This window comes from Streptomyces sp. CA-106110 (assembly GCF_050936285.1).
Taxonomy (GTDB): domain Bacteria; phylum Actinomycetota; class Actinomycetes; order Streptomycetales; family Streptomycetaceae; genus Streptomyces.
On record NZ_JBNJNB010000002.1, the window covers coordinates 60,555 to 87,468 of the forward strand.

A 26,914-nucleotide genomic window follows, 5' to 3' on the forward strand; every position below is an offset into this window, starting at 1 on the left:
GCCGCTCCGGGCAGCACGCGAAGGGCGACCGTCCCTTCGCGTATCTGCGTCAGGCTACGGCGGCCCGACCGGGCCTCTCCCTTTAGCGATCGGAAGGAATTACCCCCATGCGCGGAGCAGTGATCCACGCCCCCGGTGACGTGCGCTTCGAGACAGTGGCCGATGCGAAGATCCTCAAGCCGACGGACGCGGTCATCCGCACGGCCGTCACCTGCGTGTGCGGCTCCGACCTGTGGCCCTGGCGCGGCCTGGACGCGACCGGCGAGGCCCACCCCATGGGTCACGAGTACGTCGGCTTCGTGGAGGAGGTTGGGGCTGAGGTCACCGCGGTCAGGCCCGGCCAGTTCGTCGTCGGCTCGTTCGCGACCTCGGACAACACCTGTGCGAACTGCCGTAACGGCTTCCAGTCCAGCTGCCTGAACCGTGAGTTCATGAGCGCCTGCCAGGCCGAGTACGTGCGCATCCCCAATGCCCAGGGCTCGCTGGTCGCCACCGATGAGGTGCCGGGCGAGGAGTTCTGGCCCGGCCTGCTGGCCGTCTCCGACGTGATGGGCACCGGCTGGTACGCCGCCGACGCCGCGGAGGTCAGGCCCGGCTCCACTGCCGTGGTGGTCGGCGACGGCGCGGTCGGGCTGTGCGCTGTGATCGCCGCGAAGGAGATGGGCGCGGAGCGAATCATCGCGATGAGCCGTCATGAGTCCCGCCAGCAGCTCGCCCGGGAGTTCGGCGCCACCGACATCGTCACCGAGCGCGGCGAGGCGGGCGTCGCACGGATCAAGGAGATGACCGGCGGCATCGGCGCCGACTCGGTCCTGGAGTGCGTCGGCACCGCCCAGGCCATGCAGCAGGCCCTGCACTCCGCGCGTCCTGGCGGCAACGTCGGTTTCGTCGGCGTCCCGCACGAGGTCGCCATCGACGGCCAGGAGCTCTTCTTCTCCCACGTCGGCCTGCGCGGCGGCCCCGCCCCCGTGCGCCGCTACCTGCCCGACCTGATCGACCGCGTCCTGACCGGCCGCATCAACCCGGGCAGGGTCTTCGACCTCACCCTGCCCCTGGAGCAGGTCGCCGAGGGCTACAAGGCCATGGACGAGCGCCGTGCCATCAAGGCCCTCCTCAAGCCCTGACCCCTCACGCCGCAGCTCGTCCCGGGACACGTCGCCCTCGCGGCCCCCTTGGACGAGCGACCCGGCCACCCAGGCCCGCGATGCCGCAGAGAAAGAAATGACCTTGCAGATCACCCGAAGCTCGATCGACACCGTCAAGGGTCCCGCCGACTGGTTCACCGGCGATGTCTACATCGACGCCGTCGCCGCCGCGCCTTCTCCGTCCCGGGTAAGCGCCAACCTGGTGCACTTCATGCCCGGTGCGCGCACCCACTGGCACCGCCACCCGTTGAGCCAGACCGTCTTTGTCACCGAGGGCGTCGGCCTGTGCCAGCGCCGGGGCGGACCGGTCGAGGTCATCCGGCCCGGCGACCGCGTCCTGTTCGAGGCGGACGAGGAGCACTGGCACGGCGCCGCGCCGAATCGGCTGATGGTCCACCTGGCCATCAACGAGGCGGACGCCGACCACGACGTCGTCCACTGGCTGACTCCCGTCACCGACGAGGAGTACGCCGCCGCCCCGGCCACCGACTGACACCTGGCCCCCACCCAGCCACCGCTCCCCTGAACGAGGAACACTTCCGCATGCGCGTCAACGCCTACGCTGCACCCGCCGCCGGGCGGCCCCTGGCCCCCACCACGATCGAGCGCCGTGCCGTCGGCGCGAACGACGTCCTCATCGCCATCGAGTACGCCGGCATCTGCCACTCCGACATCCACACCGTCAACGGCGACTGGGGCCCTCAGCCCTTCCCCGTCGTCCCCGGCCACGAGATCGTCGGCACTGTTTCCGAGGTCGGCGTCGACGTCACCAAGTACCAGGTCGACGACCGTGTCGGCGTCGGCTGCATGGTCAACTCCTGCGGCGAGTGCGCCCACTGCCGTAGCGGCGACGAGCAGTACTGCCTGAACGGCATGGTCCCCACGTACGCCGGTACCGACCGCGACGGCACCACCACGCAGGGCGGCTACTCCACCCACGTCGTCGTCGACGCCGACTACGTCCTGTCCGTCCCTGACTGTCTCGACGCGGCCGCCGCCGCGCCGCTGCTGTGCGCGGGCATCACCACCTACGCCCCGCTGCGCCGCTGGGGCGCCGGACCCGGCAAGAAGGTCGCGGTCGTCGGCCTCGGCGGTCTCGGACACATGGCGGTCAAGATTGCCCACGCCATGGGCACCGAGGTGACGGTGCTGTCGCAGTCGCTGAAGAAGCAGGAGGACGCGCGCCGACTCGGAGCCGGCCACTACCACGCAACCTCCGACCCGGACACCTTCACCGAGCTCGCCGACCGGTTCGACCTCATCATCAACACCGTCAGCGCCGACATCGACGCCAACGCCTACCTCGGCCTGCTGACCGTCGACGGCGCCATGGTGAACGTCGGTGCCGCCCCCGGGCCCCTGACCGTCAACGGCTTCCTCCTTGGCAGCGCCCGGCGCGTCCTCACCGGTTCGATGATCGGTGGCATCGCCCTGACCCAGGAGGTGCTCGACTTCTGCGCCGAGCACGGCGTCGGCGCCGACGTCGAGGTGATCTCCGCCGACCGGATCAACGACGCCTACGAGCGCGTCCTGGCCTCCGACGTCCGCTATCGCTTCGTCATCGACACCGCCACCATCGCCTGACCCGCAGGAGCGTTCGGCGAGAGAGCCGCACGCCCTCTCGCCGGCGCCGCCAGGCACGGGCCTTCCGTCGCCCACGCGACCGAACACCCCAGCACCAAGGCCAGGCATGCACTGCCGGTATGCCCCTCCACAGGAACTCCCTGATGGCCGCGGAACGCGGTTGTGTGGAAAGCGGTCGAGTCCCGCGGTGCCCGGACGCCGCTGATGAACGCCCGTTTTCTCGTCCCTGTTCGATTGGAGCTGTGTGAGCACCCCCGTGACCCCGAGCACGCCGCGCGAGCGGACGGCCGGCCGTGCCCTGGCCGCCGTTCTCGCGCTGCTGACCGTCTTCGGGCCAATCTCGATGGACCTCTACCTGCCGGTACTGCCCGCCCTTACCCGTGAGCTGCACGCCTCGACGTCGGCCGCGCAGCTCACGGTCACCGCCTGTCTGCTCGGCCTGGCGTTCGGTCAGGTGGTCGCGGGTCCCCTATCGGACCGGTTCGGCCGCCGCCGCCCCCTGCTGGCCGGTGCCGTCGCCTATATCGCCACCTCGCTGCTGTGCGCTGTCAGTCCGAGCGTCGAGTCACTGGCCGCCGCCCGCTTCGTGCAGGGCCTAGCCGGCGCGGTGGGCATCGTGATCGCCCAGGCCGCCGGCCGCGACCTCTACTCCGGCGGCAAGCTGATGCGCTACTACGGCCGCCTGACCGTGATCGGCGGACTGGCCGCGATCGTCGGGCCGGTCGCGGGCGGCCAGCTCGCCGCCTTCACCAACTGGCGCGGCATCTTCGCCTTCCTCGCCCTGCTCGGGGCCGTGATCCTGGTCGCCTGCCTGACGGTTTTCCGTGAGACTCTGCCCCCGCAGGAGCGCACCAGGGGTGGGCTGGCCCAGAGCGGCCGCGACTTTCGGCGGCTGCTGTCCGACCGGCTCTTCGTCGGCGCGGTCCTCATCACCGGCTTCGTCAACGCGGCCCTGTTCGCCTATCTCAGCGGTGCCACCTACGTCCTGCAGGGCATCTACGGGCTGTCCCCGCAGGGCTACTCGTTCGCGTTCGGGCTGAACTCCGCCGGTTTCATGGTGTTCGGCTTCGTCGCGGGACGGCTGTCGGAGCGCTGGTCGGAGAAGGGCACCCTCGTTCTGGGCCTCGCCCTGACCCTGCTCGGTGCGGGCGGCCTCCTGGTCACCGCGGCCCTGCACCTGCCGCTGGCCGCGATGGTGCTGTCCCTGCTCACCATGGTGAGCGGCGTGGCCGCCACCACCCCGCCGTCCACCTCGCTCGCCCTCGCGCACTACCCCGAGATTGCGGGCACCGCCTCCTCACTGCTCGGCATGGCGCGCTTCGCGTTCGGCGGGGTGGCTGCCCCGCTCGTCGGCCTCGGCGGCGCGGGCACCGCCCGCCCACTGGGCCTGGTCACCCTCGCCTGCGCAGGGCTCGCTGTGATCGCCTACGCCCTCGCTGTCCGCCCGCACTCCCGGGCGGCGCAGCACACCATCGCCGCCGGGCGGCCCGTCGACCGGGTAACGGCCGCCTCCTGAGCCGCCAGCTCGTCGAACGCGCGCTGCCGCTGGGCACGTCCGGCCTAAACGACTTGGAGAAGGCACTGGCTCTGGTCCGGGGCAAGCCGTTCGGCGGCCGGCCGCTGCCCTGGGCCGAGCCCTACGCTCAGGAAATGATCACGCGGATCATCGACGTCGCACACACCGTGGCCACCTACCGCATCCCCGCAGGCCCCCACCACAACCTCAGCGCCGCCCGCCAGGCCGTCGCGACCGGCCTCGACGTCGACCCCACGGCCGAGCTCCTCTACCGGGACTGGATGCGTCTTGAGGCTGCACGCGGGAACCGCTCCGGACTGCACACCGCGATCACCCGCGTGCAACAGATCAACCGGGACTTGGACTGCTCGCTGGAGATGGAGACTTCTCAGCTCATCAACGAACTCCTGGGCGGTTCACGCTCCGCATTACAGGATCCGGAGAAGCGTAAGCTTCCAGGTGGCCACGAGCACCGTCTGGGCATTTCCAGGCGATCATGAGCGCAGACGTGGAACGGGCGGCCACGTGTCGACGCGATGCGCATCGTGGGTGTCAGCGTCGTACGTCGTGCTGATCCACGTCAGCCAGGACGCGGGCGACGGTCGCGAAGTCGTTGTCGCGGTGCAGGATGGTCAGGCCGTGGTGCGCGGCAGTCGCGCAGAGTACAAGGTCGATGACTCCAGCGGCCCGGTGCTGGCCGGTCTGCGTCAGCTTGTACTGTGCGCTGTCCACCCAGCGCCATACGTCCTTGGGAACGTGCACCGTACCGAACAGGTCAGCCAGGTCGGCCTCCATCGAGTCCCGGTCGGCCGGCCCGGTGGCGCTGAACAGGACCTCTGCCCGTGTGGCCTCGCACATGCCGAGGGCCCCGGTTTCTATCTCGGCCTCCCAGCGGCGCATGTCGGCCGGATGGGTGGCCAGGTGGATGTATGCGCTGGTGTCGATCAGGTACGCGATCACTCGGCGGCCTCGGCGCGCTGCGCGGCCTTACGTGCCTCCCGTACGCGCCGGGTGGGTTCGAAATCTCCGCGTGCTCCGCGCTCGGCCAGCCGCTCGGCTGCCTGACGGCGCTTGTAGCGCTTAACAACCTCGGCGAGGGCAGCGTTGATCGTGTCCTTCTTGGTCGTGGTGCCAAGGAGCGCGGCGGCCTCGGCGAGGGCCTGGTCATCCAGGTCGACGTTGGTCACGCTCATACGTGCCCCTCCGCTCATGTGCCTCAGGTGGGAAGCTAACCCATATCTCACACATTGTAGCGCGTATCCCGGCTCAACAGCAGCATCCCGGCAAGGGCAGGGTAGAGCGCAATACCGGCGCCACCAGCGCGGATGACTGGCGATCCACCGGATTGGACGGGCAGCGATCCGGGTAAAGCCAGGGTAAAGCCCTGGTTCAGGACCCGAGCGCTCGGGAAAACACTGGAGCAGACCTTCCTCCCCGAGGAGCTGGACTGGTGGCATGCCCCTGCACACCGGCCTGTGGGTGTGGGTGCCAACAACCCTGTCACCCGTGCTGAGCTGCGGCTTCAGGGTCACGATGTGATCACATCGAAAGTGCTCGTGCGCCCGTCCGCGCACGCTGGGGAATCGTGACGTTCCGTCTGGTCTACCGATTCGGCTGCCTCCTGCTCGGCTGGCTGCGCCTGCTGGCCCGCTCCTCCGCGGCCAAGGATGTCGAGATACTGGTGCTCCGGCACCAGCTGGCCATCCTGCAGCGCAGCAGTCGCAAGCCCGTCTTCACCGGCGGGGACCGCGCGGTGCTCGCAGCCCTGCTTCGGCTCCTGGGAAAGCGTCACCGTTCGGCGCTGAAGCTGCTGGTCACCCCGCGTACCGTGCTGCGCTGGCACGCGAGACTGGTCGCGAAGAAGTGGACCTATCCGCACCGCTGCCCGGGCCGCCCGCCCAAGCCCGAGGCACTGCGTGCTTTGGTGCTGCGCCTGGCCCGCGAGAATGACGGATAGAGGTATCGCAGGATCCATGGCGAGCTGCTCAACCTGGGCTGGAAGGTCGCCGCCGCGACGGTGTGGGAGATCTTGCAGCGTGCCGGTGCCGATCCGGCGCCCCAGCGCGCCGACCGCTCCTGGGCGAAGTTCCTCAAAGCCCAGGCCGCCGGGATCTGGACGACCGACGTGTTCCACGTGGACACGGTCTTCCTGCGCCGCCTGTTCGTCCTGTTCTTCATCGAGCACGACACCCGGCGGGTGCACATCGCCGGCGTCACCCGCAACGTCACCGCCGACTGGGCGACCCAGTGCGCCAGAAACCTGCTGATGAGCCTGGACGACACACGCACCGCCGGCATCCGGTACCTGATCCGCGACAACGCCGGCTACTTCACCGAGGGCTTCGACGCGGTCTTCACCGCCGTCGGCGCCCGCGTGGTGCCCATCCTCCCCGGTACGCCCCGGATGAACGCGATCGCCGAGCGCTGGGTCGGATCCTGCCGACGCGAGGCCACCGACCGCATCCTGATCACCGGCGAGCGGCACCTGCGCCTCGTCCTCGACGAGTACGCCAGCCACCACAACGGACATCGGCCTCACCGATCACTCGGACAGCGATCCCCCGACAGTATCGGCGCGCCCGAACCGCCCGCCGCCGATGGCCCATCGCGCATCCTCCGGCGGGACCGCCTCGGCGGCCTCATCCACGAATACGCGCAGGTCGCATGGGGTGACGGAGGTTGTCGGCACGCACAGGGGCGGCGGCGATGGTGGCGGTCAACTGCAGGGCGCTCGGAGCTCAGCCGCGGCTTGGGCAACTGACCGGCCGCTTCAAGGTAACCGGGCATCCCGCCTGGGGGCCTTCACCGTGTTCGCGATACGCTCCGGAGGCTCCCGCACGGCCCCGGAACGCGCGGAGTCGGGACCCAACGACAACCGAAGACAAGGCACATGCACGTGAACATGCGCACCCAGTGGCCGGTCCTTTCCGTCGCGACGGGGCTGGCCGCCGGCCTGCTCACCGGATGCGGTTTTTCCACGAACGACTCCGGGGGCACCGGCTCCTCCATCGTGATGGGGATGTCCGACGACGTCCTGGCCACCGACCCCGCCTCCGGCTACGACCCGGGATCCTGGCTGCTGTTCAACAACGTCTTCCAGTCCCTGCTGAGCTTTCCCAAGGGCGGCACGGAACCCGAGCCGGAGGCCGCCAAAGAGTGCTCGTTCACGGGCACGGCGACCAGGGTCTACTCATGCACCCTCAAGGACGGACTGACGTTCAGCAACGGTCACCCGCTCACCTCGAAGGACGTCAAGTTCTCCTTCGACCGGATGCTGAAGATCAACGACTCCGCCGGACCCGCGATCATGTTTCCCATGCTCGACTCGGTGGAGACACCGGACCCCAAGACCGTTGTCTTCAAACTGAAGTACGCCGACGCCACCTTCCCCAGCAAGATAGCCTCCGGCGCCGGCTCAATCGTGGACCACAGCGCATACCCCGCCGACGCGCTGCGCAAGGACGGCAAGGCAGTCGGCTCCGGCCCCTACAAACTGGACTCCTTCGGCAAGGACAAGGCCGTCTTCTCCGTCAACTCCACCTACAAGGGCACCGCCAAGGTTCGCAACTCCGGCGTGACCCTCCGGTTCTTCCACAGCGACCAGTCGGCCCTGAAGAGCGCCCTCCTGGGCCGGCAGATCGACCTGGCCTACCGCGGTCTCGCCGCCGCCGACATCGCCGATACCGCCAACGACACCTCCACCGGCAACGGCATCGAGGTCATCGAAGGCTCCAGCGCCGAAGTCCAGCACCTCGTCTTCAACATGGACGACTCGGTGGCCGGCAAGCTCGGCGTCCGCAAGGCCATCGCCTACCTGCTCGACCGCGGTGCCCTCGTCAACAAGGTGTACGAAGACACGGCGACCCCGCTCTACTCGATCATCCCGGCCGGTATCACCGGCCACCACACGTCCTTCTTCGACACCTACGGCGACCGCCCCTCGAAGACCAAGGCGGCCGCCGCGCTGAACGCCGCGGGCATCACCGGCAAGGTGAAACTGACGCTGTGGTCCACGCCCTCGCGCTACGGGCCCGCCACCGACGAGGAACTGAAGACGATCGCCGAGCAGCTCAACGCCAGCGGGCTGTTCGACGCCACCGTCAAGTCCGTCGCCTTCGACGAGTACGAGAAGGACATCGCGGCGGGCAAGTACGGCGTCTACGTGAAGGGCTGGGTCCCGGACTACCCCGACCCCGACAACTTCACCGCACCGTTCTTCGGCAAGGGCAACGTGCTGGACAACCACTACGACAACAGCACGATCACGGGCGAGCTGATCCCGAAGACGGCCGCCGAGAGCGACCGTTCGTCGACCGACAAGGCGTACGACAGGCTCCAGGACATCGTTGCCGCGGACCTCCCGATCATCCCGGTCTGGCAGGCCAAGCAGTACGCCGTCACACGGGACGACGTCTACGGGCTCGAGTACTGCCTCGACGCCTCCACGGTGTTCCGGTTCTGGGAGATCAAAAAGGGCTGACCGAGGCCGCACGGGCACGTGTGATGCTCGGAGCAAGCATCGCCTCGCCAGTCGGCGGCGGCCTTGCGGATCATGTCGAAGTCAAGCGGGCCGGGCGGGGCTGCGGGTGCCGAAAACCGGCTCTGTCCCACTTTCCGTGATGGTTGACAGGTGGGGCCGGGGTGGCAGCGTGCGAGGTGTGTAGCCAGGTCTTCCCCCTGCTGTTCCCGCACCTGAGTGGGGTCCGGGTCCTGGGTGTCGAGGAGGCGGACGGCGCCCTGACGATCACGGCGGAGACGCGTGGCGGGCCGGTGGCGTGTCCGGGCTGCGGGACGGCCTCGGCCCGGGTGCACAGCCGCTACCGGCGACGCCTGGCGGACGCGGCGATCGGCTACCGGCCGGTGGTGATCGACCTGTCAGTGCGGCGGCTGTTCTGCGACGCCGCCGCCTGCCGGCGTCGCACGTTCGCCGAGCAGGTGCCCGACCTGACGTTCCGGCACGGGCGGCGGACCGCCGCGCTGCAGCGCACCCTCACGGCGATCGCGGTGGTGCTGTCCGGACGGGCCGGGGCGCGGCTGGCGGCGGTGCTGCACGCCAGGGTGGGCCGGATGACCCTCCTGCGGCTGCTCGCGGCGCTTCCCGATCCCGCGCCGCCGACGCCGACCGTCCTGGGGATCGACGACTTCGCCCTGGGCCGCGGCCACCGGGCCGGCACGATCCTGGTGGACTGCCAGACCCACCGCCCGGTCGACCTGTTGCCCGTCAAGGACGCCGACACCGTGGCCGACTGGCTCGCCGCGCATCCGGGGGTGACGGTGATCTGCCGGGACCGGGACGGCGCCTACGACGAGGGCGGCCACCGGGGCGCGCCGCGCGCGGTCCACGTCGCGGACCGCTGGCACCTGTGGCACAACCTCGGCCAGCACGTCGAGCGGGCGGTGTCGCGGTTGCGCGCTCCGCTGCGCGAGGGGCTGGCCCAGGCGCACACACCCGGCGAGAGGGCCGCCGCCCAAGTGATCGCGGCGGCGTTCGAGGACCGGGTGCTGGTGCAGCGGACCCGGCAGCGGTTCACCGCCGTGCACGGCCTGCTGGACCAGGGCTACGCGCTGGGCGAGATCGCCCGCGAACTGGGCCTGGGCATGCGCTCCGTGCGCCGCTTCGCCCGCGCCGCAAGCGTGGAGGAGGTCCTGGCCAAGGCCCTGGGCGGGCGGGTGACCGCACTGGAGGACTTCACGCCCTACCTGCACCGGCGGTGGGACCAGGGGATGCACTCTCCGACCCGGCTGTGCGAGGAGATCCGGGCCCTGGGCTATACCGGCACCGTCCAGCTGGTCCGCCGCTACCTCGCCCCGCTGATCGCCGCGCAGCAGGCGCCACCGGCCGCGCAGGCGCCGAAGGTCAAACGGCTCACCGCCTGGATCATGTCCGATCCCCAGCGTCTGCGTCCCGGCGACCGGCAGCAGTTGAAACAGGCGTTGGAGGTCTGCCCGGAACTGGACGCTCTCACCGGGCACGTCCGCGGCTTCGCCGCGCTGGTGACCCGGCCGGGCGAGCGCAACCGCACCCGGCTACGGGCGTGGACCACCGCAGTTCTCGCCGACGACCAGCCGGAACTGCGCTCCTTCGTCCGCGGGATCGAGCAGGACTGGTCGGCCGTCCTGGCCGGGGTCACGCTGCCCTGGAGCACCGGCGTCGTCGAGGGCACCATCACCAAGACCAAGCTGATCAAGCGGAGGATGTACGGCCGGGCCGGTTTCCCCCTCTTACGCACGTGCGTCCTGGCGGCCCAATGACCAACCCAACGAACGCCCCATCACGGAAATTGGGACAGAGCCCGAAAACCCCATCCATGGCCTGTGACCGGCGTGTTCTCTTGAAGGCTCCCCTCCCTGAAGGGAGGGGATTCTCCACCCTCCAGGGTTGAGCGGGGATGTACGGCTCAGGCTGCCACCGGAGCCAGCGGCTCAGGTGGTCTTACGCCCTCGGCACCGTCCGGGTTCCAACCTGCCCGGACCAGCATCACGCGGGCGGAGTTCTTGTCCCTGGGGGAGACGGCTGCGCACACGGTGCAGGCATACGTTCTCATCGAGAGAGGGAGTGCGTGCTTGGTTCTCGCCCCGCACGTTGCGCAGTCCATCGTGGTGTGCGCCGGGTGCACGAGACGGACGTCCCGTGCGTGCTTGCGGCCCATCTCGATCAGGGCACGCTTCGTCGCCGCGATGGCCGCGTCGGCCGCCTTGCGGGCCATGGTGGTCTTCGCGAGGAACTTCGGGCGGAAGTCCTCCACCGCCACTCCGTCATGATCGCGCATGACGGCCTTGGCCCACTTGCGGCCGGTGTCCTCACGCTGCCGCGCGATCTTCCTGTGCAGCTTCGCTGCCTGTGCCTGCGCCTTCCGGTAGCCGGTGGATGCACGCTGTCCTTTCGGTCGCCGGCGCCGGGCCATCATCCGCTGGTACTTCGCGAGCCGCTGAGCGGACCGCTTGCCGTGTTCGGCATGCGGAAGGTCGTAGGCGTCATCCGTGGTGGTCGCGGTCTCCTTCACACCCCAGTCCACGCCCAGGACGTGGCCGGTCTCCACAAGCGGCTCGACCTGGGCCGGGGCGACGAAGGAGGCGTACCAATGCCCGAGCGTGTCCTGATACACGCGCACGCTCGACGGGTCGGCCGGAAGAGCCCGCGACCACACCACGCTCAGCACGATCTGGCCCGCAAGGTGCAGACGACCGTCCTTCAGACGGAAACCGCGCCGCGTGTAGTTCAGCGACGGTCGGCTGTCACGCTTGCGCTTGAAGCGGGGCATCCCCGCCCGGCGGTGCTGCGCAAGCCCGTCCTTGACGTCCTTCAGCGCCTTCGCCCTCGACCTGGCGAACTCCCCAATCACCTGCTGCTGCGGCACGCTCGCGCCCTCAGCCAGCCACGGCATCACCCCGCGGGCGTCGGTCAGCATCCTGTCCAGCTGCGCCGGACCACACGTCAACTTCTCGCCGCCCGCTCTGCTCTGCGCGTGGGCCTGCCGGGACTTGGCCACGCATTCGTTCCAGATCCAGCGGCAGCGATCCCACTCGGCTTCGAGTGCGCGCCGGGCTGTCTTCGACAGGCGTACACGGAAGGTGTACCGGGCATGCCCGGTGTCCTTCGTGGTCGCTTCTGTCGTCATGCATCCGAACCTACCTGGGAGGACTGACAGTTGAGAGTTCTTGACCGTTGTGGGCGGCATCACGGCCGTGCGGGGTGGACGCCGGATCGCCCTGACGGCGATCCGGCTGTCCCTGCCCTGCTCCGCAGGAGTCCGATTCCTCCCCGGCCTGAAGGCCGGGGCATCCTCGGAGAAAGCCGGTGAACTCGCCATGCTCGGCATCAAGGTCGCGCCCTCAACCGTCTGGGAGATCCTGCGGGCGCACGGGATCGAACCCGCTCCCGAACGCGACCGCCTGACCTGGGCCGCCTTCCTGCGCGGCCAGGCCCACGCGATCCTGGCCTGCGACTTCTTCACCGCCACTTCCCTGAACGGCGCGACCGTGTACGTCTTCGCCGTCATCGAGCACGCCGACCGCCGTATCCGCATCCTCGGCGCGACGGCCCATCCCACCGCGGCCTGGGTCACCCAGGCCGCCCGAAATCTCATGATGGGCCTCCAGGACGTCGGCGCCACCGTCGCGTACTTGATCAGGGATCGCGACAGCAAGTACACCCGGGCGTTCGATGCCGTCTTCGAGGCCGAGGGCGTCGAGATCGTCACCACCGGCATCCGCGTTCCCCGCATGAACTCGATCATGGAGCGCTGGGTGCAGACCTGCCGGCACGAACTCCTCGACCGCACCTTGATCTGGAACCAGGCTCACCTGCTCCACGCGCTCAACGAGTTCGAGGCGTACTACAACGGACATTGGCCGCACCGCATCTTGCACAGTGCGGCGCCGCTTCGGCCAGCCCCCGAACCGATCACTGACCCGGACCGACTCCATTACCTCGACGTCCGCCGACGTGATCGACTCGGCGGCATCCTCCACGAGTACGCACACGCCGCGTGACCTGCGAGGACGTAATAATCGGCACTCGCAGGTGAACGCGCGGATGCGCTCCGCGGCGGCTTCGGAGGACAGGCCGGTGCGTTCTGTGATCGTGCGCTTCGCGCCGCGGAAGAGGGTGCGGGTGAACAGCCGCTCGCCCTCCTCGAGTTGTTCGGCGACGGCGATGGCCCGGGCGACGGGCTCGAGCACGATCCACGGGTCCGCGCGCATCTCGCCTTCCGGGATCGCGTTGCCGTCCTCGTCCAGGACGCCCTTGAAGTGCCGGCCGCGCACCTCGAAGCGCACGATCCCGTCGTCGCGCTCGGTACGGGTGCAGCAACCGCGGCGCAGGGCCAAGACTACTGGCGGGAGGGAGATATTCCGACCGTGCGCTATGCCCGTGCGTAGCCGTTTTTCAGGCTCTCCTGTCGCTTCCGTGGGTCGCTGACCAGGGGCGATGAACGCAACACGCCGTACCACAGGTACGTTTCGACTGCTGAAAGTACGAAACGGAAGAACCTGGATACGGCGTGCGATCTACAAGCATATGGACTCGGCTGCTCGGAGTCGAACACACGGTGATCGACTTGGTCGAGGCCGAGGAGGATGACGGCGCGGAGGCGGGCGCCGAGGATGTGGTGATCGTGGCCCACGCCCACCCGGCGAAGCGGCGGCGGCAACGCTGCGGGGTCTGCAAACGCCGGTGTGCCAGGTTCGACAGCGGTGAGGGCCGCCGTCGCTGGCGGGCCCTGGACTTGGGCGCGGTCCGCGTGTTCATCGAGGCCGACGCGCCGCGTGTGTCCTGCCCCGAGCACGGCGTGGTCGTCGCCCATGTGCCCTGGGCCCGTCACGGTGCCGGACACAGCCTGGCCTTCGACGACACCGTGGCCTGGCTGGCCACGCACTGCGCGAAGACCACGGTCACCCAGCTGATGCGGATCGGCTGGCGCACAGTGGGCAACATCTGCGCCCGAGTGTGGGCGGACGTCGAAGCGCGTGTGGACCTGCTCGCCGGACTGCGCCGGATCGGCATCGACGAGATCTCGTACAAGCGCCACCACAAGTACCTGACGGTGGTGGTCGACCACGACAGCAGCCGTCTGGTGTGGGCGGCGGCCGGCCGGGACAAGGAGACACTGCGGTCCTTCTTCGACCTCCTCGGCGAGGAGCGCTCGAAGAAGATCACGCATGTCAGCGCGGACGCCGCCGAATGGATCGCCACCGTGGTGGCCGAGCGCTGCCCCAACGCCGTCCGCGTGATGGACCCCTTTCACGTGGTGCAGTGGGCCACCGACGCTCTGGACGAAGTCCGCCGGGCGGTGTGGAACGCCGAGCGCGGCGGCAAGGGCCGGGTCACCGCAGGGTCCAAGGCGCTGAAGAAGGCCCGTTGGGCGCTGTGGAAGAACCCCACCGGCCTGACCGAACACCAACGTGCGCAACTGGAGTTCATCGCCAAGGCCCATCCCGTTCTTCACCGCGCCTACCTACTCAAGGAAGGACTACGCCTCGCGCTGAAGGCCGGCCCCGACACACCCGAGACGCTGCGGGACTGGGTGTCATGGGCTCGCCGCTCCCGCCTGGAGCCCTTCGTCAAGCTGCAACGGTCCATCGTCAAGCACTGGGACGCCATCACCGCCGCCGCCGAACACGGCTTGAGCAACGGCCTGGTCGAGAGCATGAACACCAAGATCCGACTGATCACCCGCATCGCCTTCGGCTTCAAGGACCCCGACGCTCTCATCGCGCTCGCCATGCTCAGCCTCGGCGGCCACCGCCCCCACCTACCAGGCCGTCACACCGCATGAACCCACCCACGGAAGCGACAGAAGAGCCGTTTTTCAGAACCTGATCGGTCGGAGGTCCACCTGCTGTCTCAGGGCACTGGTCGCCAACCGTCCCCGGCCAGTGCGCGGGGCGGGCGGGGACGCACGTTGCTGAAGGGGACGAAGCAAGCGCGCTGGCGCAGGTCGCCACAGGCCCCTGACCGTCCTGTCGGACCCGGCTGCGAAGATCACGCCATGGATCTCGCTGACGCCCTCGCCGGCCTCGACGCCCACCCCTGGGCCTCCGTCTCGCACGCCTACGGCCCCGCCGAGGACCTGCCCGACCTGCTGCGCGCCCTCGCCGAGGGCGGCGGGGATGCCGAGGAGGCGATCTCCGAGCTGTACTCGTGCATCCTCCACCAGGGCACGGTGTATTCCGCCAGCGTGGACTGCGTCCCGTACCTCGCCCGGATCGCCGCTGCTGCCCGGCCCGGGACGACCGAAGTCCTCTGCCTGCTCGGCGGGTTGGCCGAGAGCGATGATGAATGGGAGATCGCGCCGGGCGCCGTCCGGGCCGCCGTTGCTACCCAAATCCCGCTGCTGATACCGCTGCTGGCACATGAAGACGTGAACGTCCGGCTGCTCACCGCCAGGGCGCTCGGCCACACCCGGAATACCGAGGCTGCCCCGGTCGCCCTGCGAAGCCGGTGGACGGCCGAGCCCGATCCCGGTGTCCGGGCCGAACTGCTCATCGCCCTCGGCCGGGTCGACCTCTCCGGCGCCGCCGTCGAGACCCGCGCGCTGCTCGGCGCAGACACGCCCGCGCCGCTGCGTCTGGCCGCGCTCCTCGTCGCTCTGGCCGCCGGGGAGCCGTGGACCGACGCCCACCACGATGCCGCGCTCGGCCTGCTGCCCGCCCGCGAATTCACCGTCGACCGGTACAGCATGCACCACCGAGAGCCGCTGCACGCGATCGTCGACAGCCTGCTGCGCCGCGAGACCGAGGCAGACCGCGAGACCGCCTTCGCCTTGCTGGACGCCGCCCTGCGCGACGGCCGCCCCGAGGTGCGGACGGAGGCGCTCTCCGCGGCCGACCACGCCTGCTACCTCTCCCGCAGCGCTCCCCAGCGACTCGTCCCGGCCATCGCCCCACTCGCCGCCGAGTACCCGGCGTCAACCCTGCTCGGCAAGCTCGGCCCGGTCGCCGCCGAAGCCGCGCCCGCCCTCGCCGAACTCGCCGCCCAACCCGACGACGAGGCGGCTGACCAGGCATTGGCCGTGCTCGTCCGGGTCGCGCCCCGACAGGCCGCCCCGCTGCTAGCCCGGGACCTCGACCGGCGCCCCCGCGCGCTGGACGCCGCAGGAGACTTCCAGGCCCCCGCCTTCCCCTTCGACCCGGCCCTGCTCGCCGCCGTCCGCGCACGCCTGGCCGCAGACGGGCTCGGCAACAACGAGACCGCCGACCTGGTCCACCTGCTGCGCCAGTGGGGCCCGCAGGCCGCTGCCGCCTTGCCCGAGCTGTACGCCGTGCTGCCCCGCTTCCAGTACGCGGCCACCGCCATCACCGCCGTGGCAGCCCCCGGCCCGCAGGCCGAGCGCGAGCAGGCCGGCGCCGTGCTGCGTGCCGCCGCCGGGTCGCTGATGGTGGCGCGGGCCCACCACGACCTCACCGGCGAGACCGACGTCCTGCTCGACGCCGTCGCCAAGGCGCTCGCCGCCGGCCCGCGCGAGGTCGCCGAGGCTGCCCAGGCCGCCGCCACCCTGGGCGCGACGGCCGCCGGACTGCTCCCCGCCCTGCGGGCAGCCGTCAGCGAGGACGCCGAGCCGACCACCCCGCAACTGGACCGCGACATCGCGATCGCCACCGCCCTGTGGCAGATCGACGGCGACGCCGAGGAAGCCGTCACGATCCTGGCCTCCGTCCTCGACCGCACCACCGGCAACCAGCTCTGGTACCGGTGGACCGTCGTCCGCGCCATCCGCGCAACCGCCCTCCTCGGCGCGGCCGCCCGGCCCCTGATCCCCCGACTGGAACAACTGCTCGCCGACCCCGAGAAGGCCCCTGCTGCCGCCTTCGCACTGCTCGCCATCGCCGAACCCGACGTCGTCGACCTCGGCCAACTCGCCGAGGCAGCCCTCCACTCCGCCGAAACCGGAGCGGACATCTCCGGCGCCTGCGAGGCCCTCCAAGCCCTCGGTGCCACCGCCCTGAGCACCCACCAGCGCCTGCGCGTCGCCGAACTCGCCGAGCAGGACCGGCGCATCGTCGGCTCAGGCGTCGCGAACAGCATCATCCGCGAGGACGAGCGGCTGCGCACCATCCTGACCGCCATCTGATCCCGAGGCCGGGGCGGACGAGTAATCGATCGCCGCCCCGGCCCGCCCCGGATAGCGTGCTGCCGGATGGATCCTGCCGCTGACTGCGCCGCCATCGCCGGGTCGGGAGACAGGCCGGGCCGGACGCAGCAGCACGACAGTTCATGATGTCCCGGTGCCCCCGTGCAGATGAAGACGCCGGCGCGAGCGCCGAGCACGGCCGTAGATCAGCGATCAGGGCCGCGGCTGCGTGAATGATGCGTCGGCACCCGCACACCTGCGACGGCGTCGGCTCGATGTGCAGGCACCGCTCGGGACTGACGAGCTGGTTCAGGTCATTCGGAATCGGCAGGCTTCAGTCGCAGAGAGAGGCTGTTGATGCAGTATCGCTTGTCTGTCGGCGTGGCAAATCCCTCACCCTCGAACAGCTCTCCGAGATATGAGCCGCACCGAGCGCACCGAATCACGGGAGCTTCCTGGCCGAACCGAGATTGATGGCGTTCCACTTCGACAGAGTCGAGGTCCTTGGGGTCGTAGAACGAAGGCCAGCCACAACGAGAGTCGAATTTCTCCTCGGAAGTGAAGAGCTCAGCACCGCAGGCCCGGCACGAGTAGACACCCTTCTCCTTCGTATCGGTGTACTCTCCCGTAAACGGCGCTTCATCCGTAGCGCCACGCAGCACCCTGTACTCAGCGGGGGTGAGCTCTGCGCGCCACTCGGCGTCTGACTTTTCGATTTCGTACGCCATGACATCATCCTCAAATTTTGGATAGGCAATCAGTTCACCCGTCGACTACCGCTGAACCCTCATCGCCATGACGAGTCCAGGAGCAGTTCAAGGGCGGGAAATGGTAGGGCGTACCACAGATGATCACCGGCACAGCGATGCATGGTGTCGCTGAGCCTGGGAGCACGGCCCTGCGCGGTGGTGATCTGCGGAGGTGGGGGTTCGTGGTCAGGTGGTGGGCCGGTCGCCGGTGCTGCTTGGTGTGTGTGCGTGGAGGGCTTGCACCGATGCCGTGATTTCCCGGGTGTTTTCCGCTATGTCGTGGCGCAGGCCCTGGATGTCGCTTTGGCCGTAGTCGTTTCCGGGAGCGGTCAGTTGCTTGCGGACGAAGGCCTTGGGGTTGAGGTCCTGGAAGTCGAATTCCTCGAATCCGGGGCCCAGTTCCTTGCGGATGTCCTGCTTGGCACTCTCAGAAAAATCTCGGAACTTGCGGAGGACCCGCATGGTTTCACTGATCATCTTGGGGAGTTTTTCCGGGCCGAAGATGAACACGGCGGCGACGGCGAGGGTAACCACCTCGAGGGGACTCACATCGAATATCACCCTATGCCTCCTCAGACGTTCGGACAGATGTTTGTGGCGTGTTCCGGCAGTTCCCCGCAGACACTGCGAGCGCGGCGGTCATACGGTGTCGTCGGGGTGGGCGGCCGTGGGCTGGACGACCTCGGGGTCAGTGTTATGGACCGGTTGTGGAGAGTGCGGGCCGGCGGCACCCACCAGGGAGGGAGCCGGGTCCAGTACGGAGGCTTCGTCCGGGCCGAGCCCGTTGTCGGGGTCCGCAGCCCTGCGGCGGGTCTTCGCACGGTCGTGGACGGTCGCCACAGCCAGGGCAAGCAGGAACAGCAGGCTGATAGGCACGGCCAGGGCGGTCATGGTGATCGGATCGCCGGTCGGGGTGGCGACCGCGGCGAAGACGAAGACGCTGAAGACGATGACCTGCCATCGTCGCCTCAGAGCTGCGGCGCTGAAGATACCCAGGAAGTTCAACAAAACCAGCAACAGCGGCAGTTCGAAGGACAGGCCGAAGACGAGAACCATGCGCAGGAGGAAGTCCAGGAACTCGTCGCCGGGCAGCGACAAGGAGAAGGCGTGCGGGTTGAAGCCCGCCAGAACTTCCAGGGCCTTGGGGAAGACCACGTAGGCGAGGTATCCGCCGAGGCAGAACAGGGGGACGGCCGCCGCGGTGAAGCCGAGCCCGTACCTCTTCTCCTGCTTGTACAGTCCCGGCGCGACGAAGGCCCACAGCTGGTAGCTCCACACCGGGGCGGCCATGACGAACCCGGCCGTCACCGCCACCTTGAAACTCAGCGACAGCGGGGACAGGATCCCTGTGTTGACCAGCAGGCCGTTCGGACATTCCCGGGTCGGGCGGCCCACCCCGTGGACATGGGGCAAAGCACAGGCCGGTCCGGTTATCTGCTCGAGCAGCCAGTCATGGGCCAGCCATCCGACGACCGTGGTCACCGCCAGAGCCAGCACCGAGACAGCCAGACGGTTGCGCAACTCCCGTAGGTGCCCCGTCAACGGCATGACGTCCATGGGCGCAGGCGCATGCTGCAGTTGCTCAAAAGCGGTGGCTTCTGTGTGTTGGGTGTCGTTCACCGGATGCCCTCGGTTTCTGGTGGCCGGCGGGTGCGGCGGCGGTGCGCGGTCAGAGTCGGTTCGTCGTTTCCGCTTCGACGTCCACCCGGTTGCCGCCGGTCTCGGCCGCTACGGCCTGGATGCTTGCGCGCGGCACGGTGGTCGACTGCGCGGTGTCCGCCTGGGCGGTGTCCGTCTTCATGGCGCTGACTTCGGACTTGAAGATGCGCAGTGACTTACCCAGTCCGCGCGCGGTCTCGGGCAGTCGCTTCGCTCCGAAGAGCAGCAGCACGACGGCCGCGATGATCAGGATTTCCAGGGCACGGTTTTCAAACATGTGGTTCTCGTTCCCGTACGGGCTCGGATGCCGAATCGGTATCGAAGCTGCTTGTCGGTGGGGGTTGTGAAGCCGGTTTCGGCTTCGGCCGCAGGTCGTGGGCCGCCTGCCCGCCAGGGGCGGCGGCAAGAAACCCGGTTCGGTGCGGCCGGGCGGCTGGCGTGAAAGCCGCCCGGCCGCACCTGTGGGGCGCGGACTGTGCACGTCGCCGGCTGTGGCCGGTTTCTTGGGCTGTCCGCGGTGCGGGGCGGGCGGTCAGCGCAGTGGCCGCAGGCCTTCGCGGAGTTCGTTGACGAAGAGCTTGGGCTGCTCCCAGGCGGCGAAGTGGCCGCCGGTGGGGAGCGTGTTGTAGTGGATGAGGTTGGGGTAGGCCTTCTCGGTCCAGCTCTTGGGGGCCTCGTAGATCTCGTGGGGGAAGACACTGACGGCCACCGGCAGGGTGACGCCCTTGCTGCCGAAGAACTGGAACTTGTTCTCCCAGTAAAGGCGCGCCGCAGAGACCGCGGTGTCCGTCAGCCAGTACAGCGTGACGTTGTCCAGGAAGTCGTCGCGGCTCAGGCCGCCGGGGTGGCCGGCGAAGGCCTGCGAGATCAGCTCCAGGCTGGCCGTGTCGTGGTCGAGCAGGTAGGACGCCAGACCCACCGGCGAATCCGTCAGTCCGACCAGGGTCTGCGGGCGCCGGCCCATCTGGTTGGCGTAGCCGACGCGCTTGTAGAAGAAGTCCAGCTGCTCCACCGCCCGCTTCTCCTCCAGGGAGAAGCGGGTGGTGTCGACCTGGTTGCCGGCAAAGAGCGCAGCGTCGATCGCGGGCGGAACCACACCGGCCATGTTGGTGTGGATACCGGCCAGCCCGTGGGGCTTCTGGAGGGCCATCAGGTCCACGATGACCGCACCCCAGTCACCGCCCTGGGCGGCGTACTTGGTGTAGCCCAGACGCTTCATCAGCTCAGCCCAGGCACGGGCGATGTGGTCCGGGCCCCAGCCGGTGGTGGTCGGCTTGCCCGAGAAGCCGTAGCCGGGCATCGAGGGAATCACCACATGGAAGGCATCCGATGCCTTGCCACCGTGCGCGGTGGGGTTGACCAGCGGGTCGATGATCTTCAGCTGCTCGATGATCGAACCCGGCCAGCCGTGCGTGACGATCAGCGGCAGCGCGCCCTCGTGCTTGGAGCGGACGTGGAGGAAGTGGATGTCCACCCCGTCGATCTCGGTGAGGAACTGCGGGTAGGAGTTCAGCTTCGCCTCGACCTTGCGCCAGTCGTACTTCGACGCCCAGTACCGCGCGATCTGCTTCACCGTTTCCAGCCTCGTACCCTGCGACAGGTCGGAGACGGTCTCCATCCCCGGCAACCGCGCAGAAACGATGCGCCGGCGCAGATCGGCCAGGTCCCGCTCTGGGAAGTGGACGCGGAAGGGACGGATCCTCGAATCCGCCACTGTGCCGTGGCCGGAGCGCAGGTCGGCTGCTGCGGCCGACTGGGCGGGGATGAGTCCGAAGGACCCTGCCACCGCCGCGGCGGAGGCGGCAGCGGAGGTGGAGAGGAACTTCCGGCGGGAGTGCGGCGGAATGAGCTCAGACATGGTGGATCTCCTGGTGTGGTAGGGGCTCGCCTCGATGGATCTACGGATGCAGGGGCGGCCGGTTGGTGCGTGGGATCTCCAGGCGCCTGCCGGATGAGGCGGCGACCGTGGGGACCGGGCGGGCGGTCAGCGCAGTGGCCGCAGGCCTTCGCGGAGTTCGTTGACGAAGAGCTTGGGCTGCTCCCAGGCGGCGAAGTGGCCGCCGGTGGGGAGCGTGTTGTAGTGGATGAGGTTGGGGTAGGCCTTCTCGGTCCAGCTCTTGGGGGCCTCGTAGATCTCGTGGGGGAAGACACTGACGGCCACCGGCAGGGTGACGCCCTTGCTGCCGAAGAACTGGAACTTGTTCTCCCAGTAAAGGCGCGCCGCAGAGACCGCGGTGTCCGTCAGCCAGTACAGCGTGACGTTGTCCAGGAAGTCGTCGCGGCTCAGGCCGCCGGGGTGGCCGGCGAAGGCCTGCGAGATCAGCTCCAGGCTGGCCGTGTCGTGGTCGAGCAGGTAGGACGCCAGACCCACCGGCGAATCCGTCAGTCCGACCAGGGTCTGCGGGCGCCGGCCCATCTGGTTGGCGTAGCCGACGCGCTTGTAGAAGAAGTCCAGCTGCTCCACCGCCCGCTTCTCCTCCAGGGAGAAGCGGGTGGTGTCGACCTGGTTGCCGGCAAAGAGCGCAGCGTCGATCGCGGGCGGAACCACACCGGCCATGTTGGTGTGGATACCGGCCAGCCCGTGGGGCTTCTGGAGGGCCATCAGGTCCACGATGACCGCACCCCAGTCACCGCCCTGGGCGGCGTACTTGGTGTAGCCCAGACGCTTCATCAGCTCAGCCCAGGCACGGGCGATGTGGTCCGGGCCCCAGCCGGTGGTGGTCGGCTTGCCCGAGAAGCCGTAGCCGGGCATCGAGGGAATCACCACATGGAAGGCATCCGATGCCTTGCCGCCGTGCGCGGTGGGGTTGACCAGCGGGTCGATGATCTTCAGCTGCTCGATGATCGAACCCGGCCAGCCGTGCGTGACGATCAGCGGCAGCGCGCCCTCGTGCTTGGAGCGGACGTGGAGGAAGTGGATGTCCACCCCGTCGATCTCGGTGAGGAACTGCGGGTAGGAGTTCAGCTTCGCCTCGACCTTGCGCCACGGCCCCGGCGTTGTTCCGTTACGCCCGACTTCGTAGTAGTTGATCAGATGCCGTAGACGGCGAAGGCGTCGTTGTGGTTGAGGAGATCGCGGCGGGCGTGGGCGATGTTGGCTCGTCCGGCGAGGCGGAACGTGCTGATGCCCAGGTTGCGGAAGCTGGCCAGGGCTCGGGGGCGGTGCCGGTCCGGACCTGGGAGTTGTCCTCGTGGAAAGTGACGTCCCGCACCCAGTGGATCTTGTTTTCGATGGACCAGTGGGCCCTCTCGTAGTGGTTGAGGTGAGCGGGGCCGGCGAGGTGGGCGGGCATGCTGGTGACGCCGAAGACGATCTCCTTCCCGGTCCAGGTGCCGTCGAGGCCGCCGGTGTCACGGCGCAGGCGGAAGACCTGTCCCGCGCCGGGGAAGAGGGCGTCGTCGGCTTGGGCGGTGCGGATCGTGCGGCGCTCGGTGCGCCCGTGCCCACGGTCGTCCTCGGCCTCGGTGGTCTCGGTCCACTCGGCGTCGGTGCCGGCCAGCAGCGCCTGGGCGGCGGCGCGGGCCAGCGGCTGGTTCCCCTTCAGGATCAGGACGTAGTGGGCGTCGAGCCGGTCCGTGATCAGGCGGGCGGTCTTCTTTGTGGTGTGCAGGGCATCCAGGGTGAACACCCATCCAGGCAAGGCGAGTTGGGCCAGCAGGGTGCGGGCCGCCTCGCCCTCGCCGCGCTTGTCCGGAACCTGGGTCTGGCCGAGGACCGCGCCGCTGGCGTGGGCGACCGCCCCGACCAGGAAGACCCGCCCCGATTCGGTGCGGGCGCCGGTCAGGGCCTTGCCGTCGAAAGCCGCGGCGGGCAGGAGCCCGGCCGGCGCCGGGTGTTCCACGGCCCGCTGGGCGGCGCGGCGCTGTTCGCGCTCGATGGGCCCCGGGGTGCACGGGATCTCGGGCGCCGTTGCGGTTCCGGCCGCGACTTCGGTGACGTAAGCACAGGTCGCCGCGTCCAGGGCGTCGGCGTCCAGGTCGGCGAGCACGCGGCGGAAGGTGCGTTCGCTGGGTACGAGGTACTGGCCGGCCAGCGGGTCGTACCGGGCGCCGATGCGTGCCAGTTTGATCTGCGGGGCGCGGGTGGCCCACTGCCAGATCGCGGTCACGGAGTCGCCGCCGACCACCAGCGTCGCGCACGCAGCCAGCACCAGGATCACCACCAGAGGATGCCGCCGCCCTCGCTCCGCTCGCCGGTCAGGGACCTGGCGCAGCCTGCTGACCAGCGCAGACTCCGCTGCCGCAGGGTCGGCGGCGAGCTCGGCCTCCCACAGCGCGAGGTCGGTGAGCTGGCCAAGGACAGGGCTGATCAGAGAGGATGCGGACACGAGCGCGGCTCCTGAGACGATCTTCTGGCGTAGGAACCTGAAAGGTCATCAGAGGCCGTGCTCGCCTTGCAACTTGCCACCTCACCCCACGGACAAACAACCCAAAACCCATCAAAGATCAACTACGCCGGGGCCGTGGACCTTGCGCCAGTCGTACTTCGACGCCCAGTACCGCGCGATCTGCTTCACCGTTTCCAGCCTCGTACCCTGCGACAGGTCGGAGACGGTCTCCATCCCCGGCAACCGCGCAGAAACGATGCGCGCACGCAGTTCCGTGAGCTCTGCCTCGGGGATCTTGACCGTGAACGGGCGGATCGCCGCGGGTGTGGCGGACATGTTGGTCTCCTTGTCGTGCAATGAATGAGAGATCGGGAAGGGCTGTGCAGCGCTTCTGCCGATGTAAACGGAAGGCGTAGATTCGCCTGTTCGAGAGGTGGCGAGGGTGGACGGCGGGAGCTTTACCGCGGTTCGGGCAGGCCTTCTCCGCCCAACTCCTCAGGCCCTCGTAGAGCTCGCCGGAAAGGACGCCCTGCAAGTGGCCGGCGGCGGTCTCCTTCACGGGCCGGCATGCGGCCTTGACACGCGCACGCAGGTCCTCGAGTGCCGCCTTGAAAACTCGAACGGGAATGGATCACCGTCGTTCCGGGAGGGGAAGGCATGCCGGTTTCCTTACTTTCAGAGTCGACGATTCCGAGTTCCCGGACATCTCTCCTGAAGGGAACCGCCGCCTCTTCCCGCGGTCGGCGCGGATTCGCCGCGCCACCCGTTCCCGTTCTGGCGACACCGTCAACAGTGGAACCACGGCCGCCATCCCCGTAATCAGTCAAGCGACTGCAGTTACTGGTGGGGATACTTCGATCGCTTAGGTAACCGCATGAGTCCGCAGGGCCCACACCGTCTGTTCCATGCCGGAGACGATGAGGTGCAGGCCCCGGGGTCGAGCGGGGGCGGCGGCAGTCGTCACGGCACCGAAGACGATCGAGCACTCAAAGCCCGGCGGCGTACAGCGCACCGCGCGGCACCCCCCACCGGCCGTGCGGTCGACGTCCAGGCGGAACCCCGGCACCTCGCAGAAGCCTGTCACCCAGTCAACGTCGGAGACGGGCAGCACGATGAATTCAAGCCCCGAATCACAGCAATACCCTCACTTCCGGCTCAACAGGCGATTGCGACCGAAGGCGCCATACCGCCCTCCGTCGACACATCGAAAACCTATCGCCAACTTACCTCGCGTACAAGTAAATGTTGCCAGCTTAGAAAGTGGCAAAGGTCACGGGTTTTTCTAAATGAAGTTCATTTCCAGTGGCGGGGCGAGGGCAGTGCGGGCGGTGTCACCGACCCGGCCCGTGCTGAGCGTGGTGCTTGAGCGCGTGCCGGCGTTCCTTGCGGGCCGCTCACCCTGCGCGCGAGCATGCCTGGTCAGGACGTTCCTCATACGAGTGTCGACAGGGAAGGCCTGCTCGGGCCGGCCCTTGGGCGACGGACCGGGACGGGGATCTCGACGCCCGCCCCGATGTCGCCCTCAACACCCGCGAGCGCAGGGCCGTCGCGGGCCACGGCGCGTTCGCTCACCGAGCAGGAAGCACGCCGGCACGGGGGTCGACTACCGCGTGAGTGTCCGTGACTATGCGGACACCGGATACGGGTGGGCCCTGGAGGACACCACCGGCTTCGCCAGTCCTGGCCGACCCAGCCGGGCGCACGATTCTCGGCGCTCACATCATCGGCCCCCCCAGGCAGCGACGCTCATACAGCCGCTGATCCAGGCCATGGCCCTGGGGTTGACGGTAGATCAGGTGGGCCGCGGCGTGGTGTACATCCATCCGGCCCTGACCGAGGTCGTCGAACAAGCCCTGCTGGCCCTGTGACTTCCGCTTTCCTGCCTGAAGGCCCTACGGGTGCACCCGCTCGGGCGGGCCGGTCAGCGGGCGTGTGCGGCGTGGGGGTCGGTGCGCTCCAGGTCGATCAGCAGCCGCTCGAGGTCGGTCATCAGCGAGCCGTAGACGTGCCAGGCATGCGGGCGGGCCAGGGTGCCGTGTCCGACCAGGTCGGTCATGGTGTCGTGCCAGGACTGGGCGCGGTCCAGCGCCCCGCGCAGCCGCTCACGGGCGTCGTCCTGGTCGGCCGGCTGCGGCCCGTGCGGCGCGGCGAACGCCTCCACCGCGTCGCCGGCCAGCTCCAGCAGCTCGGCGTAGCGCTCCAGGAAGACCGGGCCGAGGCGGCGGGTGTCCCCGTCGTCCGCGTTGTCGGCGAGTGTCCGGGCGATGCCGCGGATCTGGAACGAGACGCCGTGCAGAGCGTGCCACAGCTCACTGTGCGCAGCCGAGCCGCAGCGGCCGAGGGCGCAGCGGGTGTTCCAGCGCAAGGACTCCTGGCCCTCCTCGACGTGCTGCTGTGCCTCGCCGACCAGCCGCTCCAGGTCGCGGGCCTGCTCCAGCCAGACGTCGGTGCGGTCCAGGTCCCGGGGTTCGCACAGGCCGCCGCTCATCTGGCGGAGCAGCGCACCCATCGACCGGGCGAGATCACGGATGGCGGTGTCTGACTGAGCGAGGTGGAGTGGCGGCAGGACCAGAGCGTTCACCGCGATACCGGTTGCTCCGCCCAGTGCGGTGCCGATCGCCGCCAGGATCGCGTGGTCGACCGGGGCTGTGGTGGCCGCGGTGGCCGCGGCGAGGGTGAGTACCGCGCTGGAGGCGATTTGCAGGCGGCTGTCGGAGGCCCGGCGGCCCGTGGTGACCAGGGTGATCGCCAGGACGGCGGCCAGTGTTCCGGCGGCCGAGCCGAGCAGCCAGAGCGCCAAGAGGGCCAGCGAGGTCCCGGCGATCCGAGTGAAGGCGCTGTGCAGGGCCTGGTTCACCGAGCGGTAGACGGTGGAGGTGTTCACCATGAGCAGGGCACCGGCCACGGCCAGGTACTGGTCCTGCGCGGGCAGCCAGCGGACGGTGACGCCCCACGCGAGCAGCGCGGCGATCAGGCTCTTGAGGACATGCACGGCGGCGTGGCTGTCGCCCGAGCGAGACGTGCGGGCCCACGAGGCCGCATTGAGTGACGGATAGAGCGCAAAAGAAAATCGCACAAAAGGTAGAGTGCCACAGGCATGCCGGGTCGGCGGGTGGCCTCCGCCACAGCCGCCCGCGCTGGGCGCGATGCGGCACGGCCCGCTGGTGAGCCGACTTGCGGCCCATGGGGCGCGTAGCAGCAGGGCTGCCTTGCCTTTGCGGTTGTTTCCTTCCTCACATATGCCGCGCGCAAACTTTACTTGCGTGCTAGGTATATTCGAGCAGACAGGCCGGGGACGAGCTCTCCGGCACCGCTCCCCCGTCATGGCTCCGTCCTCGCGGCGGACTCGGCAGCGAAGCCG

The 26,914-nt window shown here is 69.0% G+C and carries 25 protein-coding genes and 1 pseudogene; 14 read left to right on the forward strand and 12 right to left on the reverse strand.

Features of this window, described 5'->3' with window-relative positions; all coding sequences use genetic code 11:
* The first annotated feature begins 107 nt into the window (after positions 1–107).
* The 5 genes from ACQEXA_RS57920 (at position 108) to ACQEXA_RS57940 (ending at position 4,745) form a co-directional block, all read left to right on the forward strand.
* On the forward strand, positions 108–1,124 hold the full coding sequence (locus ACQEXA_RS57920; RefSeq protein WP_432940505.1) for a zinc-dependent alcohol dehydrogenase family protein: 1,017 nt from the start codon (positions 108–110) through the stop codon (positions 1,122–1,124).
* A gap of 103 nt (positions 1,125–1,227) precedes the next feature.
* The gene (locus tag ACQEXA_RS57925; protein WP_432940508.1) at positions 1,228–1,638 is read left to right on the forward strand and encodes a (R)-mandelonitrile lyase; all 411 of its coding nucleotides are present in this window, start codon (positions 1,228–1,230) and stop codon (positions 1,636–1,638) included.
* A gap of 50 nt (positions 1,639–1,688) precedes the next feature.
* Entirely contained in the window at positions 1,689–2,729 is a 1,041-nt protein-coding gene (locus tag ACQEXA_RS57930; RefSeq protein ID WP_432940511.1) for an NAD(P)-dependent alcohol dehydrogenase, read from the forward strand.
* A gap of 244 nt (positions 2,730–2,973) precedes the next feature.
* Positions 2,974–4,245, forward strand: coding sequence for a multidrug effflux MFS transporter (locus tag ACQEXA_RS57935; protein WP_432940513.1), 1,272 nt, complete (start codon positions 2,974–2,976; stop codon positions 4,243–4,245).
* A 53-nt stretch (positions 4,246–4,298) separates the two neighbouring features.
* Positions 4,299–4,745 (forward strand): bacterial transcriptional activator domain-containing protein, encoded by a 447-nt coding sequence (locus ACQEXA_RS57940; RefSeq protein ID WP_432940515.1) that lies wholly within the window; start codon positions 4,299–4,301, stop codon positions 4,743–4,745.
* A gap of 52 nt (positions 4,746–4,797) precedes the next feature.
* On the opposite strand, the gene ACQEXA_RS57945 is transcribed toward ACQEXA_RS57940, so the two are convergent.
* Together ACQEXA_RS57945 and ACQEXA_RS57950 are read right to left on the reverse strand one after the other, a co-directional pair.
* Positions 4,798–5,205 (reverse strand): PIN domain nuclease, encoded by a 408-nt coding sequence (locus ACQEXA_RS57945; RefSeq protein WP_432940518.1) that lies wholly within the window; start codon positions 5,203–5,205, stop codon positions 4,798–4,800.
* Positions 5,202–5,438, reverse strand: a complete 237-nt coding sequence (locus ACQEXA_RS57950; RefSeq protein ID WP_432940520.1) for a type II toxin-antitoxin system VapB family antitoxin — start codon at positions 5,436–5,438, stop codon at positions 5,202–5,204. Before ACQEXA_RS57950 ends, ACQEXA_RS57945 begins: the two co-directional genes overlap by 4 nt.
* 392 nt (positions 5,439–5,830) lie before the next feature.
* Here ACQEXA_RS57950 and ACQEXA_RS57955 point away from each other — a divergent pair, with 392 nt between their 5' ends.
* The 4 genes from ACQEXA_RS57955 (at position 5,831) to ACQEXA_RS57970 (ending at position 10,497) form a co-directional block, all read left to right on the forward strand.
* Positions 5,831–6,202, forward strand: coding sequence for a helix-turn-helix domain-containing protein (locus ACQEXA_RS57955; RefSeq protein WP_433134872.1), 372 nt, complete (start codon positions 5,831–5,833; stop codon positions 6,200–6,202).
* Between the two features lie 60 nt (positions 6,203–6,262).
* Entirely contained in the window at positions 6,263–7,006 is a 744-nt protein-coding gene (locus tag ACQEXA_RS57960; RefSeq protein WP_433134873.1) for an integrase core domain-containing protein, read from the forward strand.
* 135 nt (positions 7,007–7,141) lie between these two features.
* Entirely contained in the window at positions 7,142–8,725 is a 1,584-nt protein-coding gene (locus ACQEXA_RS57965; protein ID WP_433134874.1) for an ABC transporter substrate-binding protein, read from the forward strand.
* A gap of 161 nt (positions 8,726–8,886) precedes the next feature.
* The gene (locus ACQEXA_RS57970) at positions 8,887–10,497 is read left to right on the forward strand and encodes an ISL3 family transposase (RefSeq protein WP_433134875.1); all 1,611 of its coding nucleotides are present in this window, start codon (positions 8,887–8,889) and stop codon (positions 10,495–10,497) included.
* Positions 10,498–10,643: 146 nt separating this feature from the next.
* Here the strand turns inward: ACQEXA_RS57970 and ACQEXA_RS57975 are convergent, their stop codons facing one another.
* Entirely contained in the window at positions 10,644–11,864 is a 1,221-nt protein-coding gene (locus ACQEXA_RS57975) for an RNA-guided endonuclease InsQ/TnpB family protein (RefSeq protein WP_433134876.1), read from the reverse strand.
* 178 nt (positions 11,865–12,042) lie between these two features.
* On the opposite strand from ACQEXA_RS57975, the pseudogene ACQEXA_RS57980 reads away from it, so the two are divergent.
* The 4 genes and pseudogenes from ACQEXA_RS57980 to ACQEXA_RS57995 all read left to right on the forward strand — a co-directional run.
* Positions 12,043–12,738, forward strand: a pseudogene (locus tag ACQEXA_RS57980) (integrase core domain-containing protein); the annotation flags it as partial.
* A gap of 147 nt (positions 12,739–12,885) precedes the next feature.
* Positions 12,886–13,125 carry a hypothetical protein gene (locus ACQEXA_RS57985; protein WP_433134877.1) on the forward strand — a complete coding sequence of 80 codons (240 nt, stop codon included), beginning with the start codon at positions 12,886–12,888 and terminating at the stop codon, positions 13,123–13,125.
* A 122-nt stretch (positions 13,126–13,247) separates the two neighbouring features.
* The gene (locus ACQEXA_RS57990) at positions 13,248–14,522 is read left to right on the forward strand and encodes an ISL3 family transposase (RefSeq protein WP_433134878.1); all 1,275 of its coding nucleotides are present in this window, start codon (positions 13,248–13,250) and stop codon (positions 14,520–14,522) included.
* A gap of 213 nt (positions 14,523–14,735) precedes the next feature.
* The gene (locus ACQEXA_RS57995; protein ID WP_433134879.1) at positions 14,736–16,817 is read left to right on the forward strand and encodes a HEAT repeat domain-containing protein; all 2,082 of its coding nucleotides are present in this window, start codon (positions 14,736–14,738) and stop codon (positions 16,815–16,817) included.
* A gap of 314 nt (positions 16,818–17,131) precedes the next feature.
* Here ACQEXA_RS57995 and msrB read toward each other — a convergent pair whose 3' ends face one another.
* From msrB to ACQEXA_RS58035, 8 genes are all read right to left on the reverse strand, one after another.
* Complete coding sequence (gene msrB / locus ACQEXA_RS58000; protein WP_432940536.1) at positions 17,132–17,545, reverse strand: peptide-methionine (R)-S-oxide reductase MsrB; 414 nt, start codon at positions 17,543–17,545, stop codon at positions 17,132–17,134.
* Between the two features lie 207 nt (positions 17,546–17,752).
* The gene (locus ACQEXA_RS58005) at positions 17,753–18,127 is read right to left on the reverse strand and encodes a Sec-independent protein translocase subunit TatB (protein ID WP_433134880.1); all 375 of its coding nucleotides are present in this window, start codon (positions 18,125–18,127) and stop codon (positions 17,753–17,755) included.
* A gap of 78 nt (positions 18,128–18,205) precedes the next feature.
* On the reverse strand, positions 18,206–19,186 hold the full coding sequence (tatC, locus tag ACQEXA_RS58010) for a twin-arginine translocase subunit TatC (protein ID WP_433134881.1): 981 nt from the start codon (positions 19,184–19,186) through the stop codon (positions 18,206–18,208).
* A gap of 49 nt (positions 19,187–19,235) precedes the next feature.
* Positions 19,236–19,502, reverse strand: a complete 267-nt coding sequence (gene tatA / locus ACQEXA_RS58015) for a Sec-independent protein translocase subunit TatA (protein WP_432940545.1) — start codon at positions 19,500–19,502, stop codon at positions 19,236–19,238.
* Positions 19,503–19,757: 255 nt separating this feature from the next.
* Complete coding sequence (locus ACQEXA_RS58020) at positions 19,758–21,083, reverse strand: epoxide hydrolase family protein (RefSeq protein WP_433134882.1); 1,326 nt, start codon at positions 21,081–21,083, stop codon at positions 19,758–19,760.
* A 126-nt stretch (positions 21,084–21,209) separates the two neighbouring features.
* A complete protein-coding gene (locus ACQEXA_RS58025; protein ID WP_433135504.1) occupies positions 21,210–22,259 on the reverse strand; it encodes an epoxide hydrolase in 1,050 nt (349 codons plus the stop codon).
* On the reverse strand, positions 22,231–23,553 hold the full coding sequence (locus ACQEXA_RS58030; RefSeq protein ID WP_433134883.1) for an ISAs1 family transposase: 1,323 nt from the start codon (positions 23,551–23,553) through the stop codon (positions 22,231–22,233). The genes ACQEXA_RS58025 and ACQEXA_RS58030 overlap by 29 nt, the downstream gene beginning before the upstream one ends.
* 111 nt (positions 23,554–23,664) lie before the next feature.
* The gene (locus ACQEXA_RS58035) at positions 23,665–23,889 is read right to left on the reverse strand and encodes an epoxide hydrolase N-terminal domain-containing protein (RefSeq protein WP_433134884.1); all 225 of its coding nucleotides are present in this window, start codon (positions 23,887–23,889) and stop codon (positions 23,665–23,667) included.
* A gap of 1,274 nt (positions 23,890–25,163) precedes the next feature.
* Here ACQEXA_RS58035 and ACQEXA_RS58040 point away from each other — a divergent pair.
* Complete coding sequence (locus ACQEXA_RS58040) at positions 25,164–25,421, forward strand: hypothetical protein (protein WP_433134885.1); 258 nt, start codon at positions 25,164–25,166, stop codon at positions 25,419–25,421.
* 53 nt (positions 25,422–25,474) lie between these two features.
* Here ACQEXA_RS58040 and ACQEXA_RS58045 read toward each other — a convergent pair whose 3' ends face one another.
* Complete coding sequence (locus tag ACQEXA_RS58045; RefSeq protein ID WP_433134887.1) at positions 25,475–26,629, reverse strand: hypothetical protein; 1,155 nt, start codon at positions 26,627–26,629, stop codon at positions 25,475–25,477.
* Positions 26,630–26,914: the final 285 nt, after the last annotated feature.